The 16,475-nt window shown below is 61.3% G+C and carries 15 protein-coding genes; 3 read left to right on the top strand and 12 right to left on the bottom strand.

What is annotated here, in order from left to right:
• The first annotated feature begins 3 nt into the window (after positions 1-3).
• Complete coding sequence (locus ACPYOJ_RS23855; RefSeq protein WP_481418451.1) at positions 4-1,863, top strand: serine aminopeptidase domain-containing protein; 1,860 nt, start codon at positions 4-6, stop codon at positions 1,861-1,863.
• Here the strand turns inward: ACPYOJ_RS23855 and ACPYOJ_RS23850 are convergent.
• The 7 genes from ACPYOJ_RS23850 to epmA form a co-directional block, all read right to left on the bottom strand.
• Positions 1,826-4,294 carry a beta-mannosidase gene (locus ACPYOJ_RS23850; protein ID WP_481418450.1) on the bottom strand — a complete coding sequence of 823 codons (2,469 nt, stop codon included), beginning with the start codon at positions 4,292-4,294 and terminating at the stop codon, positions 1,826-1,828. The two genes, ACPYOJ_RS23855 and ACPYOJ_RS23850, sit on opposite strands and share 38 nt — an antisense overlap.
• A gap of 16 nt (positions 4,295-4,310) precedes the next feature.
• Positions 4,311-5,291 (bottom strand): DUF1839 family protein, encoded by a 981-nt coding sequence (locus ACPYOJ_RS23845; protein ID WP_481418467.1) that lies wholly within the window; start codon positions 5,289-5,291, stop codon positions 4,311-4,313.
• Positions 5,282-6,190 carry an amino acid--[acyl-carrier-protein] ligase gene (locus tag ACPYOJ_RS23840; RefSeq protein WP_481418449.1) on the bottom strand — a complete coding sequence of 303 codons (909 nt, stop codon included), beginning with the start codon at positions 6,188-6,190 and terminating at the stop codon, positions 5,282-5,284. The genes ACPYOJ_RS23845 and ACPYOJ_RS23840 overlap by 10 nt, the downstream gene beginning before the upstream one ends.
• Before the next feature lie 5 nt (positions 6,191-6,195).
• The gene (locus tag ACPYOJ_RS23835) at positions 6,196-7,377 is read right to left on the bottom strand and encodes an acyl-CoA dehydrogenase family protein (protein WP_481418448.1); all 1,182 of its coding nucleotides are present in this window, start codon (positions 7,375-7,377) and stop codon (positions 6,196-6,198) included.
• Positions 7,377-7,628, bottom strand: coding sequence for an acyl carrier protein (locus ACPYOJ_RS23830; protein ID WP_481418447.1), 252 nt, complete (start codon positions 7,626-7,628; stop codon positions 7,377-7,379). Before ACPYOJ_RS23830 ends, ACPYOJ_RS23835 begins: the two co-directional genes overlap by 1 nt.
• 268 nt (positions 7,629-7,896) lie before the next feature.
• Complete coding sequence (locus ACPYOJ_RS23825) at positions 7,897-8,949, bottom strand: lysine-2,3-aminomutase-like protein (protein ID WP_481418446.1); 1,053 nt, start codon at positions 8,947-8,949, stop codon at positions 7,897-7,899.
• Positions 8,946-10,010 carry an EF-P lysine aminoacylase EpmA gene (gene epmA / locus ACPYOJ_RS23820; protein ID WP_481418445.1) on the bottom strand — a complete coding sequence of 355 codons (1,065 nt, stop codon included), beginning with the start codon at positions 10,008-10,010 and terminating at the stop codon, positions 8,946-8,948. The genes ACPYOJ_RS23825 and epmA overlap by 4 nt, the downstream gene beginning before the upstream one ends.
• A gap of 152 nt (positions 10,011-10,162) precedes the next feature.
• Here epmA and efp point away from each other — a divergent pair, with 152 nt between their 5' ends.
• Both efp and ACPYOJ_RS23810 read left to right on the top strand, forming a co-directional pair.
• On the top strand, positions 10,163-10,732 hold the full coding sequence (efp, locus tag ACPYOJ_RS23815) for an elongation factor P (RefSeq protein WP_168831752.1): 570 nt from the start codon (positions 10,163-10,165) through the stop codon (positions 10,730-10,732).
• Between the two features lie 147 nt (positions 10,733-10,879).
• Positions 10,880-11,884 (top strand): MerR family transcriptional regulator, encoded by a 1,005-nt coding sequence (locus ACPYOJ_RS23810; RefSeq protein WP_481418444.1) that lies wholly within the window; start codon positions 10,880-10,882, stop codon positions 11,882-11,884.
• 58 nt (positions 11,885-11,942) lie between these two features.
• Here ACPYOJ_RS23810 and ACPYOJ_RS23805 read toward each other — a convergent pair whose 3' ends face one another.
• From ACPYOJ_RS23805 to ACPYOJ_RS23785, 5 genes are all read right to left on the bottom strand, one after another.
• A complete protein-coding gene (locus tag ACPYOJ_RS23805) occupies positions 11,943-12,671 on the bottom strand; it encodes an SIS domain-containing protein (protein ID WP_481418443.1) in 729 nt (242 codons plus the stop codon).
• 2 nt (positions 12,672-12,673) lie between these two features.
• Positions 12,674-13,825, bottom strand: a complete 1,152-nt coding sequence (gene nagA / locus ACPYOJ_RS23800; protein WP_481418442.1) for an N-acetylglucosamine-6-phosphate deacetylase — start codon at positions 13,823-13,825, stop codon at positions 12,674-12,676.
• Complete coding sequence (locus ACPYOJ_RS23795) at positions 13,825-14,856, bottom strand: SIS domain-containing protein (RefSeq protein WP_481418441.1); 1,032 nt, start codon at positions 14,854-14,856, stop codon at positions 13,825-13,827. The genes nagA and ACPYOJ_RS23795 overlap by 1 nt, the downstream gene beginning before the upstream one ends.
• Complete coding sequence (locus ACPYOJ_RS23790) at positions 14,853-15,626, bottom strand: GntR family transcriptional regulator (protein ID WP_481418440.1); 774 nt, start codon at positions 15,624-15,626, stop codon at positions 14,853-14,855. The genes ACPYOJ_RS23795 and ACPYOJ_RS23790 overlap by 4 nt, the downstream gene beginning before the upstream one ends.
• A gap of 112 nt (positions 15,627-15,738) precedes the next feature.
• Positions 15,739-16,475 (bottom strand): aldose epimerase family protein (locus ACPYOJ_RS23785; RefSeq protein ID WP_481418439.1); only part of this gene is annotated, 737 nt, incomplete at its 5' end.

Genomic DNA, 16,475 nt, shown 5'->3' with positions numbered 1-16,475 from the left:
TATATGACGATGAATTTCAATGCGCAAAATCCCTCCAATACCCACCTTGCCGTGTCCGCAGCCGAGCCGGTGACCTTTGCCGGCACGATCGGCCTTTACACTCCTGCCAGACAGGCCGCCCGCAAGGCCACCGCCGTTCTCTTCGTCAGCCCTTGGGGTTTCGAGGAGATGTGCACCCGCAAGTTTTTCCGCATCCTGGCGGAAGGGTTTGCCGAAGCAGGGGTCGCGAGCCTGCGGTTCGACTATGCGGGAACCGGCGATGCACTGGATGTGACGGACCATAGCCGCGGCATGGCCGTGTGGCTCGAAACGGCAGAGCAGGCCGCGGCCCAGCTGAAATCACTTTCCGGCTGCGACAGTATCATTCTTGTAAGCCAGGGCCTCGGCAGCGCGGTCGCCCTCGAGCTCGCACAAAGGCTCGGCGGCGTCGAGGGCGTTGCATTGATGGCTCCGGCGATCTCGGGCCGGCTCTATCTGCGTGAGCTCTCGGTTTGGTCGAAGATGATCGATGACGGAATGGGCGTTCCCGAGAGCCAGCGCGAAACGCAGGGGGTATCGATTGCCGGCCTTCGCATGCCGGAGGAGATCGCGGCCGAGGTTCGAAAGCTCAACCTCATGAACCTCGCGAAGGTGGAGGCCGCGAACTGCCTCGTGCTCACGCGCCCGAACCGTTCGGCCGACGAGGATTTTGCCGCTCATATAATAGGGCTGCAGCCGGCCACGCGGGAAGCCGTCTATCGTGGCTATGACGAACTCGTCTTCAATCCGACGATCGCAACGATGCCCGTCGAGACCGGTGATGCTCTTGTTGAATGGGTTGAATCGATCTCCAAGCCGATTGCCGGCGCGTCGAAGCTAATGCAGCGCTCGGCCCCAGTGCCGCTGGCGACCGCCGAATTCCGCGAGACGCCACTGCGCTTCGGCAAGGCCAACGAACTCTACGGCATCCTGTGCGAGCCTACGGCTCCGCGGCGCGGTGCAACAGCAATCATCCTGACGACCGCTTACGACCGGACTGCGGGCTGGGGCCGCACCTCCGTGAAAATGGCGCGCGAACTTGCCCGCGATGGCATCCCCTCGCTGCGCTTCGACAACGCGAACGTTGCCGATAGTCCTCCCTCTCCCGGTGCGCCGGAGCAGGTGCTTTATTTCAAGGGCCAGAACGATGAAATCACTGCGGCTCTTGATCTTCTGGAATCATGCAAACTGCTGCCCGCTGTGCTCGTCGGCCGTTGCAGCGGCGGCTATCTCGCTTTCCAGGCAAGCCTTTCGGACAAACGCTCCCGTGGTCTCGTTGCCGCCAACCCCTATGTCCTTCACTGGGACGGCAGCCTCACGGTCGATGCGTCGCTCCGCCACGTGCCGCGTTCGCTCGAAACATATGGCCAGAAATTGCTGCAGCTTGATACCTTGAGGCGGTTGCTGCGCGGCGACATCGACGGCCCACGGGCAATCAAGAATTTCACGACGTCTGTCGTACGGCGGGCGATCCGTCACAGCCGCCCCCTCTTGGATTTCTTGCCTTTCCGCTCCCCAGAGAGGAATGCGATTCTCGAGCTTTTCCAGTCCCTGAAAGCCCGCAAGGTCGATGTATCGCTGATCTATACTGCCCGTGATACCGGACTTGAGCAGTTCAATGATCACTTTGGCAAGGAAGGCTCGCATCTGAAGCGCTACAGCAACGTTCGGCTGAGCATCATACCGGAAGCCGATCATAATCTCACCCAAGCGCACGCACAGACCTTCTACCTGCAGGAAGTCCGCTCCGTGTCGCTGAAGGTCGGTACACGCCAGATGGCGCCGAAAGAGGAACGCGGCCGCGCTGTCATATCGCGAAAATACGCGAACTCCCCAACGTCCTGATTTCACCGGATGGTGCCTCACCATCCGCTGCACTCGCAAGCGCATGCAATCTGACGCGCTTGACCATGCCTGGCGCTAGGTGAAACCAGTCATCGGCGGCGCGATAGTGCGGCACATCGAGGTGCACGGACTGCGCAAAATGATCGGCCTGCAGTTCGAGTATCCAATGTCCGCCCTCCTCCACCGCCCTCGCCTCGACGGTCGCGTCATGAACCGCCTTCGATCGTCCGAGCGGAAAGTGAAAGGCTTCGGCAAGCAGGCCGTCGGCGGAGCGCAGCCGTGCCACGGTCACGTCATGCGACGGCGGACCGAAACGAAAAGCGTAGGTCGTATCGAAGAAAGCGCCGAAGAGATCGGTTGCCGGAATCCTTTCGTTCGACCTCGGCGCAAGGTTCATCGCTCGGCTGCCACCGACAGCCCTCTGCTTGCCGTCCCGCAGGCAGACGACTTCGAGCTCGACCTCCACAGTTTCGCGGGTTTCATTGATGACATGGACGTCGAGGCCGTTCGTGCCCTCATCGATCAACAGCACCTGCACCGGACGGAAGGCTCGGCGCATGGCATACCACACCGGCTTGGGCTCTCCGGTGGAATCGATGACGCCCCAACCGGCTCCGGGCAGCAGATCCTGCAGCGTCCAGACAAGCGCGCCGTTGCAGCTGGAAGCCCGGCGCCGCCATTCGGCGAAAGTCTCCGTCAGCACCTCGCCTGTGACGGCCCGGGACAGATCGAGATAGCCCTCCGGATTTTCGCGGCGCAACGCTGCCGGATCGGCGTCGTAAAGTTCCTTCAGGTAGAAATCACGGACATCCTCGAAATCCCAGGACGCGCCGCGGTCTCGCGGAATACGGGATTTCCATAGCGGACTATGGACTGCCGGAACATCCAGATGCCGTTGCAGCGTCTTCTGTTGCGGCACATGCGCGAAAGCAAGGCTTTCGGCGGCAAAGCGGATATCGGCACGTCGCGCATCTTCCAGCGGACGCATATAGGCGCCGACGCCGTAATAATGCGTCACACCGGCATTCGGCGAGAACGGCATCGGGCCACCACAGGGCGAATTCGGCACGTAAGGCACGTCCGGTCGCATGCGCCCCGCGATCGCCGGGATGACGTCCTCCGTGAGCGGCCCATTCCAGAATTCCCGCGGCAATCCAAGCATCGCCGCCTGCTGGTAGATCTCGCTGCCGCCACAAAGGACCGCCAAAGACGGGCAAGCCTGGACGCCATGAAGAAACTGCTCGACTTCCGCATGGACATGGCTGGTGAACACCTTGTCGTTTCGCGGATAGTCGAAATTCGCGAACATGAAGTCCTGCCACACGAGGATGCCGAGTTCGTCGCAAAGCTCGAAGAACTCAGGCGTTTCGTATGTCATCGTCCCGCCGATGCGGATCATGTTCATGCCGGCGTCGGCGGCGAGACGCAGGAAGGGTTCGTAGTCCGCCCGCCTGCCGGGCAGGCGCACGATATCAGCCGTCGTCCAGACCGCACCTCGGCAGAAGACGGGCTCGCCATTCACCAGAAGGCCGAAACCCTCGCCATCGGCACCCCGATCGATTTCTATACACCGGAAGCCGGTCTTTCCGAGCGGATACTCAACGCCGTCTGAAACAAGCGTCACCTCGTACAGATGCGGAATGCCATGCGTATGCGGCCACCACGGCTGAACTTCCGGCAACTTGATGATCGCCGAATAGTGGTTGTCACCGACTTTCTCGAAGCCCTGCTCGACCCCGCCGCAGCAAAGCAGCATCACCGGGTCTTCCGCATCCGTGTGCAGCGAAACGCTGAGGCGGCCAATTCCGCTCTCTTCCAGCACCGCCCGGATCGAAACATTGTCGATCGAAACCGCGTTGCGGCGGACGAGCGTAATCGGCCTCCATGGACCGACGGCATGAATTTCCGGGCACCAGCCGGGCATATGGCCGAGCAGCGTCGTGCGGAAATTCTTGAGGCCTTGTGGCGTGATCATCTGCGGACGCCAGCGAGCGCGAGCGCCAGAATCGGCCAGATGAGGACCGAGCGCGCGGAAGCAAAGGGCCAGATCGTCGCCGCCTGCCAGCGTAACCGGGATTTCATGGGCGGTGAACATGCTCTCGGAAGAGAGGATTTCCTGACCATTCAGAAAAACATGGCAGAGCGTCGCAAGCCCATCGAAACGAAGGATGGCATCACCGGGCTCGGCGTCGAAGAGCCTGCAGACGTACCAGGCATCTTTCGTCTCCAGAGGTTCGGGATTTTCGCGATCAAAGAGACCGGCGCGCTCCAGCGCTTCGGCCACGGTTCCCGGAACCGGCGCGGCAATGAACTGGGAAGACGGCGGAATGTCGCGCGGAGTTGCGCACGCCCCGGGTTCTGTCAGAACCAAATTCCAGCCTTCGGTGAGCGGGGCCTCTTCCGCGCCCACGCTCGCCAATCGCCCCCGCATGCTCAAGCCCCCGGTATCAAAGCCGCTCGGAAATCGAAGCCATCATGGAATCCCATGCATCCGCCGCGGGATCAAGTGCCGTCTGCAACGGCTCGAACTTTCTGCGCGTCACGGCGCGAGCCAGTTGGAACTGCACAGACTTCGCCACTTCGGAAATCCGCCGCGCATCTTCCTCCGCTCCGCTGAACCTCCCCGGCGCGAGCCATGCAAGATGATCCGCGGCCAGCTCGAAATTGGCGCCGAACTGGCGCAGCGTGTTGAAGGCATACTTGTGGAAGAAGCCGAAGGGCCGCTCGGCGATAGCCTCCACCTGCTGCGGAAACTGCTTGGCGAAAGCACGGATCGGATTTTCAGCCGGCCGGCGTGAAAAATGCACTTTGAAAAGCCGGTCCGATACCTCGCGGATATACTTCTCGCCAGCAAACCTCTCCGGAAATTTCGCGAATTCGGTATAGGGCAGGAAAGGCGGATTTTCGTCGGTCAGATGCAGCTGAAAGAGTCCGTCGAAATCCTCGCCTTCGAGCGCGAAGAAGCCGGCGTTGTGGAAATACTCGACCCGCTTTCCGGCAACATCGAGCCGGTTGATCGCAACCGTCGTCTTGCCGTGCTCGCTACGATACGCCGTGCCCTGCGTGTCGGGCATATAAAACGAGTCCATCTCGATCAGGCAGAGACGGCCGCGCGCGATCTGGGTTTCGACGTGACGCTCAACGCGATCGAAGATCGCAAGTTCGCTGACGCGAATGCCGTAAAGCGCCTCGAGGTCCTCGAGCGGCACCTTGAAGAAGGTGAACTGATCACCTTCAAAATCCTGCGTCAGCGTAAAGCCCAGCATCGCTTCGGGCGGCAGCCCGAGCGTGTTCAGGACTTCGATCCAGAGATCGACATAGCAGTTGGTTTCAGGCCACATGCGCTCGCTGGAATGGAGCGCATGCTGGCGGTAGCCATCGGGACGGATGGCCGGGAAGACGGATGACATCGAACGGCTCAGCCCCAGAGCGCCTGGCGGACGCTGGCCGGCCATTCCTTCACGTCGAGGCCATGGTGGTGGAAGAGCGCAAGCGCGATGCGTTCGAGGCCGAAACCGACGCAGGCCGTATGCGCGACGCTGCCGTCTTCGAGATTGAGACCCCACTTCTGGCCGAAGGAATCCTGATGATAGTTGAAGCTCATGCAGGCGGTCGGCTTGGCCGTCGAGGTGATCGGGATCAAGAGTTCGAACTTCAGGTTCTGGTCGCGCTGGTTGTTGACCATCATCTTGCCTGCGCGGCCGAAGAACGGATCGTTGGCGACATCGATGATGACCTCAAGGCCGACCTGCTTCATCATCTCCACGCCGCGGTCCATCCAGCGCTGGCGAAATTCGGTGACGTGGCCTTCCGTGCCCATGCAGACATATTCGCGCATGCGGAAAAGCTGCTGGCGGGCCGGGTCTTTCGAGGGCTCATGGCGGAAGCAATAGGATTGCAGGTCGTAGAGACCGCCCTTGGCCGGCAGGTTGCCGCGCTTGGCGATCGTCGGATAAAGCGGATAGCAGGCCGCCGGCGTCAGCACGATTTCCGTCGCTTCCTGGCCCTTCGTCCAGTCGTCTCCGACTTCCATGCACTGCAGCAGGCTCATGTGATCGAGTTCGCTGCCGCAGAAGCTGTGCACCGTACCCGCGAGCTGCGGGAAGCTCTTCATGTAGCCGCTCTTTTCAAAAATCGCGCGGTTCATGCCGGGCGGGAAACGCATGGCTTCCGCGCCATCGGCGCCGCCGAATTTATCGATCAGGCGCTCGAAGGCGGTGATCACGTCTTCGAACTGGCCGCTGCGGCCGTAGAGGCCGTCAACACCGGTATCAATCAGCAGGCCGGATTCGAAAAGCCGGTCCAGAAACGAGGTCTGCATATCCATGTGAGTCACCCCAGTAGGCTAGTGTCCTGCTTGTGGACGAGAAGCATGCTCGACGTGTTGCCGAGAATGCGGTCATTCGAGATCATCAGCTGCGCGGAATGGGCATCGCGCAGATGGCGGCCGACGCTGAAGGGCGTGCCATTCTTGTAGCCCATGATGCCGCAGATCAGCATGACGTGGTTGACGATCTCCAGGATCGTTTCCGACGAGGCGATCTTCACGTTGTTCATGGCGACGGCAAAGCCCATCGACGATAGCTTGTCGGGATCGGCCTTGGCGTCTTCATAGGCCTTGAGGCCGGCAACGACGTTCGACTTCACCATCTGCAGCAGGTTGGAAACTTCCGCGAGACGAAGCGCGCCCGGCGGCGGAGCGCCCGGAGATTTGCGCGCCGCGGCGCGGACGAAAGCCTGCGCGCGAGAGACGGCATCGACAGCAATGCCATACCAGACCCCGCTCCAGAGGAGATGCGATGAAGCAAGCATCGACTGCGCCGCGATTTCCGCAAAAGGCTTCGGCAGGATCTGAACAGTAGGCGCCTCGCCCTTGAACAGGAAGCCATCGGAGCCGGTGCCGCGCATGCCGAGCGTATTCCAGACATGCGTGCGCTCGAGCGTGTACTGGTCCTTGAGGAAGGCGGTCAAAACCTGATCCGAGGATGCGGCCTCCGGATGGCTGCGCGACGTGATCAGGATCGCGTCGGCATGCGAGCCGTAGGAAATGACCGTCGCGTCCTTTTCGAGGCGGCAGGTGTCACCGTCGACTTCGATGGCGCAGATGCTGTTGCGCAGATTGCCGCCGATACCACCTTCGGTCGTCGCAGACGCGATCAGCAACTGCTCGGCAGCGATACGTTGCATGAAGCTCGCGTGCCACGCGCTCTCGACCCCGTGCTCGACGAGGCTTGAAAGCTTGATGTGATGCATGGCGAATACCATGGCGCTCGCGGCGCAGGCCTGGCCAAGAATGGAGCAGAGTTCGGCGATTTCCGTTGTCGTCGCACCCTCGCCGTCCAGGTGGCGGGGAACCTGAATGCCGAGCAAGCGTTCGGCCTTCATCGCATCGACCGCTTCGCGCGGGAAACGGCCTTCGGCATCGACGATATCGGCGTATTTGGCCGCAATCTCGGCGACGCGCACGGCTCTCGCCGCGAAGCTTTCTTCCTTGATCTTGACCTGGAAGTTCATCACGCGACCTTCCGGCTATCCTTGATCAGATCGACCGTCTTTTCGATGGCGGAGATGCTGGCAAAGGATTTGCGGTTCAGGAGATTGTCGGGAAATTCGATATCGAAGGCTTCTTCGATGGCGAGCATGAGCTGCACAGAGGCAAAGGAAGTAAGACCGGCCGCGTAAAGATCGGCATCGTCGGCAACCTGGTCGATGGAAACAGGAAGCTTGCCAAATTTGGCTAGCAGTTCGCGGATTGTCTTGTTCATCCTTAAAACCTCCAAGATTGTCATGATCCCGAGCCGGCGAGGACTCGCCTTCATCATGGGCATTCTCTTAGGCCGGAAAACAAAACATTCCGCTAATTGGTCTGGTTAAATATGAGGAAGATTCGCGCTTAAAATTGTAGAAAGCACTCGGCAGCGATGGCTTTTATTTATTCCCCCACAGACACTTAGCTTTAGCTCTTGCCGTAGACGACGAGATTCCGTTGCGAGCTGAAAGTACGGAAATGATACGTTTCCGCCTCGAATCTTGCTATTCGGCGGGCGGATAGACATGCTCTCCGCCGGTGTAATCCAACACCGAAAAGCAGCCGTCCGCCGTCTTGCGGATAGAACTCTCTCCGATCACTGCCTTCCCGTAACCACCCGGGATGTCGAGGATATAGGTTGGCTGGCAGAGGCCGGAGATACGGCCGCGCAGCGAAGCAACGATCTTCTGGCCCTCTTCAATCGTCAGCCGGAAATGGTTGGTGCCGGGTGCCAGGTCGGGATGATGCAAATAGTAAGGCTTGATGCGCGTCTCGACAAAGGCCTTCATCAAATCCGCAAGAACGGCTGGATCGTCGTTGACGCCCTTCAGAAGCACGGACTGACTGATCATGACGATTCCGGCATCGACCAGCCGTCCGCAGGTTGCGCGTGCCTCGCTCGTCATCTCGCGCGGATGGTTGGCATGGAGGGCTATATACGTCGTCTTGCCGCTCGCTTTCAGCGATGCGATCAAGGCCGCATCGATCCTCTGCGGATCGACGACGGGCACGCGCGTGTGGAAGCGGACGATCTTCACATGATCGATGGCCGCGAGCTCACGCATGATCTCTTCGAGGCGGCGGGGCGAAAGGATCAGCGGATCGCCGCCGGTGAGGATGACTTCCCATATTTCGGAGTGGCTGCGAATGTACTCGAAAGCCGCCGTCATTGCAGCCGGACCCAGCGTGCCGAGCCCCTGGGGGCCAACCATCTCCCGCCTGAAGCAGAAGCGGCAATAGACCGGGCACACATGCACGGCCTTCAGGAGCACGCGGTCCGGATAGCGATGCACGATGCCTTCCACCGGACTATGTGCGCGATCTCCGATCGGGTCGGCGCGTTCTTCAGGTGTCATGGCAAGTTCGGCGGCATCCGGAACGAACTGGCGCGCTATCGGGTCGGCCGGATCGCCGCGATCGATCAGCTTGGCAACGGCTGGCGTCAGGCCGATCGCATATCGGGCGGCGACCTCTTCCAGGGCCAACCGGTCGCGCTCGGCGATCAACCCGGCATTCGTCAGGTCATCGACGCTTTTGATCGGCCGGACGATATTCATCGGCCATACTCCGCGACAGGCGCCCAGAGCACTTGATCGATGCGCGACGCGCCTGTGGCGAGCATCACCAGCCGGTCGAAGCCCAGCGCGATGCCGCTGGCTTCCGGCATAATCGAAAGCGCCTCAAGGAAATCCTCGTCGATCGGGTAACGCTCGCCGTAGATGCGCGCTTTCTCGGCCATCTCGATTTCGAAGCGACGGCGCTGCTCGGTTGCATTCGTCAGTTCGCCGAAGCCGTTCGCCAGCTCGACACCGCAGGCGTAAAGCTCGAAACGCTCGGCAACGCGTGGATCGCGCGCCGAAGGACGGGCGAGCGCCGCTTCGGATACCGGATACTCGTCGAGAATGGTCGCGCGGCCGAAGCCGAGATGCGGTTCTATCTTTTCGACGAGCACGCGGCTGAAGAGGTCTGCCCAGGCATCGTCGGCCGAAACGCGCATGCCGTTCCGCCGCAGTTCGGAAGCCAGATGCTCCCGATCCGTCGACCCGTCGGCGGCGACCGACGCAAGCAGATCGATGCCCGCATGGCGCTCGAACGCCTCGGCGACGGTGATACGCTCGGGCCCGGCGAAGGGGTTGGCTTCGGTGCCCCGGTAGGTCAGCTTCGGCGTCTTGGCGGTCTCGGCGGCAAGCGCCAGAAGCCGCACGCAATCCATCATCAATGTTTCGTAGCTTTCGCGGGCGCGATACCATTCCAGCATCGTGAATTCGGGATGATGAAGCGGGCCGCGCTCACGGTTTCGATAGACGTGTGCGAAGCAAGCGATGCGTTCTTCGCCAGCGGAAAGCAGCTTCTTGCAGGCAAATTCCGGCGATGTGTGCAGGTAGAAAGGGGCCGCCTGCCCGTCCGTCGTCAGAGCCTGCGTCGCAAAAGCGTGGAGGTGCGCCTCATTACCCGGCGAAACCTGCAGCGTCGCCGTATCGACCTCGATGAAATCCTCGCCTGTGAAGTAGCCGCGTACCGCCGCCTGGATCGCATTGCGCCCGATCAGGAAAGGACGGCGATCCGCATGGACGCCGGGTGTCCACCAGTGAGACGCTTTGCCGCTCGTCAGGTTCATTCAAAGCTTTCTTCGCCGTATCGGTCAACGCGGGGGTGGCGTTTTGCCGGATTTTAGGATAGTTGCGCCCCAACGAAAAACAAATTTGCGTCTCCCGGGGATACTTCGGCAGATCCTCTACGACGCCGAATGCCGAGTTACAAGGAAGTCTTATGGTCAAGGTCATCGCCTCCTCCGTCCGCAAGGGCAACGTTCTCGACGTGGACGGCAAGCTCTACGTCGTTCTCACCGCACAGAACTTTCACCCGGGCAAGGGCACGCCGGTCACTCAGGTCGACATGCGCCGCATCGTTGACGGCGTGAAGGTTTCCGAACGCTGGCGCACGACCGAACAGGTCGAGCGTGCGTTCGTCGAAGACGTGAATTTCCAGTTCCTTTATGAAGACGGCGAAGGCTTTCACTTCATGAACCCGGCAACCTACGACCAGGTCGTCGTCGATGTCGACACCATGGGCGACCAGAAGGCCTACCTCCAGGAAGGCATGACCTGCATTCTGTCGATCCACGAAGGCATTCCGCTGGCGCTCGAACTGCCGCGCCATGTCACGCTCGAAATTGTCGAGACCGAGCCGGTCGTCAAGGGCCAGACGGCTTCCTCTTCTTACAAGCCGGCGATCCTTTCGAACGGCGTACGCACTCTGGTGCCGCCGCACATCGACGCAGGCACGCGCGTCGTCATCGCCACCGAAGACAACTCCTACGTCGAACGCGCAAAGAACTGATCGCATCGGTTTTTTAGAAATTCGGACGGCCTGAAGCACCTGCTTCGGGCCGTTTTCGTTTGACGGCGGAATTCCGCGAATAACCGGTTGACCCGGCCCTTGGGACCGCCCCGATAAGGATGCGGTCAACGAACAAAGAGGTGATTCGTGAGTTACTCCGCACAGTTCCTAAGCCCGTCCGAAGCTGCCGGCAGGCTCGGCATCTCCCAAAAGGCCCTGCGCCTTTACGAACAGCGCGGCCTGATCGTGCCCGTCCGCACATCGTCGGGATGGCGCACTTATGGTCCCGCCGAGATGGTACGCGCCGCCGAAATCGTAGCCCTGCGCGCCCTCGGCCTCAGCCTGTCGCAGATCGGACGCGTTCTGAAGGGCGATCCGCAATCGCTGGGGCCAGCCCTTGCCGCCCATCAGGCGACACTCGAAAACCGCATCGTCGAACTCGCCGGAGCCGTCGACAAGATCCGCGCGTTGCGCGCCGACATCACCATCGGCCGCATGCCGAATGCAGGTGAGCTAGTCCGCCTGATGCAGCCGGCACCTGCCATCGGTGTCACGTTCCACCTGCCCTGGCCCTGGGGCGGCGAGGAATTCGAGCTGCGCGAGATCCGGCCTCTGACCTTCATCACCGGCCCGCTTGGTAGCGGCAAGACCCGCCTCGCCCAGGCAATCGCGGAAAACCTACCCGATGCCCGTTTCCTCGGTCTCGACCGCCTGCAGGACGAAGCCGCAGAAGCGCACGCCCGGCTGGACGCCGATGCCGCGATCAAGGAACAAGTCGAGGAGATACTGCAATGGCTTGCAGAAGATGGAGCGACGATATCCTCCGCACTAATAGCGCTCGTCGTCGCGCTGCAGTCCACCTCGACCATCCATGTCATCGATCTGGTGGAGCAGGGTCTGGAGCAGGCCTCCCAGGAAGCGGTGATCGCCTGGCTGCGCCGCCGCAGCGCCGAGGCAAAACCGCTTTTCCTGATGACCCGTTCTTCGGTGATCCTTGATCTGAACGCGATGGGGCCGAAAGAGGCGATCATCCTCTGCCCGCCCAATCACAGCCCGCCGTTCTTCGTCCGCCCTATCCGGGAACGCCGGGCTATGAGGTCGTCGCCTCCTGTCTCGCCCCGCCCGAGGTGCGCGCCCGTACCGAGGGCATGATCGCCTGGCGTCCGCAGGTCGCCTGATATGAAAGGCCGGCAAACGCCGGCCTGTTCTCTCAGAGGTGAGGATTGCGCGGCCGGTACTTCTTGACGAGCCGTTGATTGACCTCGGCCGCGCCCGGCATATTGGCGCTCAGATAGATGGGCGCATCTCCGGACTTCGAAAGCTCCGATGCCACTTCCGCGAAGATCGCATTCAAAACGGTCACGCCGACGGCCGTAGAAACAGGCCCGACCTTGATGTCCGTGCCCGCGAGAGCAAGAACCGCATCGCCCGGCGGCAAGCCGTTGTCCAGCACGATATCGGCGATCTCCGCGAGTCGTCGCCGCCCGTTGGCAATTGCGCCTGAGTAGGCGACGGAGGTGATGGCGATCACCTTCGCCCCGATCTCACGTGCGTAATCCGCAGCCTCGATCGGCGCGGCGTTCACGCCCGAGTTCGAAGCAATGACGACGACGTCGCCCGGCTGCACGCCGTAACGCTCCAGCACGGGCCGCACGAGGCCCTGAGTGCGCTCGTAGACCGAGCTGATGACTGCCCCCTCATGCAGCATCGCAGAGCCGACGAGAATGGGCACCGTGAAGGCGAGCCCGCCGGCCCGATAGTGCATCTCTTCTGCCAGCATGTGCGAATGGCCGGTTCCGAACACGTAAACGCGTTTGTCATTGCGCGCTGCATCGAGGATTGCCGCGGCCGCCTGCCGCATCGGATCTTCGAGCGTGGACTTCAGTTGCCCGAGCCGCTCGATCAGGTTGGTAAAATATGCGTCGGTGATCGCCGTCATCGCTATTTCTTCTCCCCGCTGATCCAGGCCGCCGTGACTTCGATCTTGTCGGTCAGGTGGACGAGATCGGCGCGGTATCCCGGCGATAGCTGGCCGTACCCTTCAAGACGCAGGAAGCGCGCCGGATAAAGCGTCGCCATGCGCAGGGCTTCGGCAAGCGTCAGGTCCAGATAGGCGACACAATAGCGGATACTGGAAGCCATATCGACGTCCGAGCCGGCAAGCGTTCCATCGGCCAGCACCACCTTGGAGCAGAAGCTGCCGCTTTCGCGATGAACGGTCCGGCCGTTCAACGTAAAACTGTCCTTGTCGGATCCGACGAGCGACATCGCATCGCTGACGAGGAAGAGCTTGCCTTCGCCGCGCTTGGCACGCAGTGCCGTACGCAACGCCTTCGGATCGACATGATGGCCGTCGGCAATGATCCCGCACCACGTCGACGGATGATCGATCGCAGCGCCGACCAGGCCGGGAGCGCGATGGCCCATCTGGCTCATGGCGTTGAAGAGATGGGTGACGCCCCGGGCACCGGCATCGAACCGCTCTTCGGCCTGTTCGCTGGTGCAGTCCGAATGGCCGATGCTGACGATGACCCCGGCTTCGGCCAGTTCGCGAACCTGCGCGGCGGTCACCTGCTCGGCGGCCATCGTTACGAGCAGCGTTCCGATCTCTTCCCGGGCCCGAATGAAGGCTTTGACGTCCTTGTCTTCGACGGGACGCATCAGCTCGGCCAGATGGGCGCCTTTGCGCGCCGGTGCGAGATGCGGACCTTCCAGATGAAGACCGGCGACGCCGCGGTTTGTCTTGACCGCGTCCTTCGCGGCCTCGATCGCCGCTGCCGTCGCATCTGCCGTGTCGGTGATCAGTGTCGGCAGCAGCGCTGTCGTGCCGTAGCGACGATGTCCGTCGGCGATGATGTACATCGATTCCGGCGAAGGCTCGTCGTTCAGCATCCGCCCGCCACCGCCATTCACCTGCGCATCGATGAAACCGGCGGATAGCACGCCGCCGTCAAGCAAGATTGTTTCACCTTCGGGCAGTTGGCCGCGCGATACGATTGCCTCCACGCGGCCATCGGCCACGATCAGCGCTTTCTCGTCGTGAAACCTCTCGCCGTCAAAAATCCGGGCGCCGGTGAAAATCTTGCGGGACATCAGATGGTCTCCGTGACCTTGAGCAGGTTCGCCGGCCTGTCGGGATCAAAGCCTTTGCGGCGCGTTACCGACTCGATCAAGCGATAGTAGACGAGAAGCGAAACCAGCGGATCGAGCAAACCATTGCCCGTCGTCGGCATGCGCAGATTGATGCCGGGAAGCGGCTGCGCCGAGAACGGCACCGTGGTTGCGCCGAGCTTCTGCAGCCGTTCCAGCGCCTGAACGTTGTTGGCATAAGCGGCATCGTCCGGCGCGAAGGCCACGATGGGAAAACCCGGCTGGACGAGGCGCATAGGGCCATGCATCAGCTCGGCCAGCGAGAAGGCTTCGGCGTGAAGACCGGATGTTTCCTTGGCCTTCAAGGCAGCCTCGAGCGCGATCGCGAATGCGGGACCGCGGCCCGCCGTATAGAGCGAGGTCGCGTTGAAGAGCACGTCTTCAGCGGCTGAAGTATCAATACCTGCGGTCGCCGACAGTGACTCAGGCAGCCTCTCCAGCGATGCCTGCAGATCGGCCGTGCCGGCGATTGCAGCCGTCACACCGGCGAGCGCCGCTGCAGAGGCAATGAAGGACTTCGTTGCGGCAACACTCTTTTCTGCGCCCGCATTCAGCCCCAACACGATGTCGGCCTGCTTGGCAAGAGGACTGTCGGTGACGTTGACGACGGCGATTGTCGTCGCCCCACCTCGTTTTGCAGCGTCTTGAAGGGCGACGATATCCGGGCTGGCCCCGGATTGCGAAACCGTGAAATGGACGCCGCCCTTCAGATGCAGGGGCGCGCCATAGACGGATGCGATCGACGGGCCGATGGAGGCCACGGGAACGCCGCAGGTGATCTCGAAAAGGTATTTGAAGAAGGTCGCGGCGTGGTCGGAAGAGCCGCGTGCGGCGGTCATAACAACGCTCGGCCTTGCCGAGGAGAAGAGCTTGGCGATTTCGGCAAAGACCGGCTTCTCCTTCTGCAGCATCGTCGCGACGACGTCCGGCGACTGGCCCGACTCCTGCAGCATCAGCGACTGGTTCTCACTCATAGGTCATCTCCAATTCTCAATTCGGCGACGAAATCATAAGCATCGCCACGATAGTGCGAGCGGGTGTACTCAACGACGCGCTGGTCTTCCAGGCGCGAAATCCGTTCGATCAAAAGCGCCGGTGCACCGGTCTTCACGTTCAGCATCGAGGCCGAGGAAGGATCGAGTGTAACAGCCGTCAGCCGTTGCAGCGCGCGCACCGGCTTGTGACCGCTTGCGGCCAGCGCATCGTAAAGCGATCCCTCGTCACCGGCATTGTCGTCCAGGAACTTGACCGGCACAACCGCCCTCTCGATCGCCAATGGCTGACCATCCGCGAGTCTGAGACGATCGAGACGAAGAACAGGCTCCTCCTGTGCGAGTCCGAGCAGGAAAGCTTCTTCCGGCGACGGCGAAGTGATCGCACGCGACAGTATCCTTGCCGCCGGCGAGCGCCCGCGCGAGCGCATATCGGCGGAGAAGGAGGAAAGACGCCAGAGCGGTTGCTCCATGCGTTCTACCTTGCTCGAAACGAACGTACCGCTGCCATGGCGAGATTCCAGCGTGCCGGAACTCATCAGATCACGATAGGCGGTTCGCACCGTCACGCGCCCGAGCTTGAGGGCTTCGGCAAGATCGCGCTCGCCGGGAAGGGCGGCACCCGGTTTAAGAAGGCCTTCCTGGATAAGACCGGTCAGCGCCAGGGCTAGCCGCTTGTAAAGCGGGCCTGCCATCGCTTCGTCGTGCAGACCGCGGGCATTGAGCTCCGTCACCAGACTGGTTCTATCCATAGGTCGGCAATAGAACCTATTTAGAACCAATTTTCAAGGTAATTCCAAACCTGGAAAGCAAAAAACCCTCGTGACAAGCACGAGGGTTTCAAAGGCGATCAGGGATCTATGATCAATTCTTGGTGAAGATGTAATCGGTTTCCTGCCGCAGGACTTCGCCTGGGCGCAGCACCGCATTCGGAAAGCCTTGATGATTTATGGCGTCCGGCCAGACCTGGGTTTCCAGGCAGAAGCCCGCGAACGGCCCGTATTTGTGGCCGTCGAGGCCCGGAACGGCAACATTGAGCTTGAAGCCGGCATAGAACTGCACGCCAGGCTCTGTTGTCCGCACCTCCAGCGAGACGCCCGAATTGACGCTGCGCGCCAGCGCGACGGAACGCTTGGCAGCGCGCTCTTTCGAGAGGCAGAAGTTGTGATCATAGAGCGCCTGCTCACCGCCTTCGAACCGCTTCATCGGCGCCATTTCGCGGAAGTCGAAGGCAGTGCCGAAGACGGGGCGTAGCTCACCGGTCGGAATCTGCTTGTCATCGGTCGGGAGATAGTGATCGGCAGCGATCATGATGTCGTGTCCGAGCGCATCATCGCGGCCATCGAGATTGAAGTAAGCGTGCTGGCAGACATTAGCGAGTGTCGGCTGATCGGTGGTCGATTCGTAGACGATCGAGAATTCGCCGTTTCCGTGCACCCGGTAGGTCACCTGGACCGTGCAGTTGCCAGGATAGCCAGCACGGCCGTCCGGATCGACGATCTTCAAGACGACGCGATCGACATCGTGCTCGACGATCGTCCAGTTGCGCTTGGCGATGTTGTCGCTGCCGCCGTGCAGATGCGAGACACCCTTTTCATTGA

Source organism: Rhizobium sp. SVR5-9E (assembly GCF_056755095.1).
This window is presented reverse-complemented; position numbering and strand designations above follow the sequence as displayed.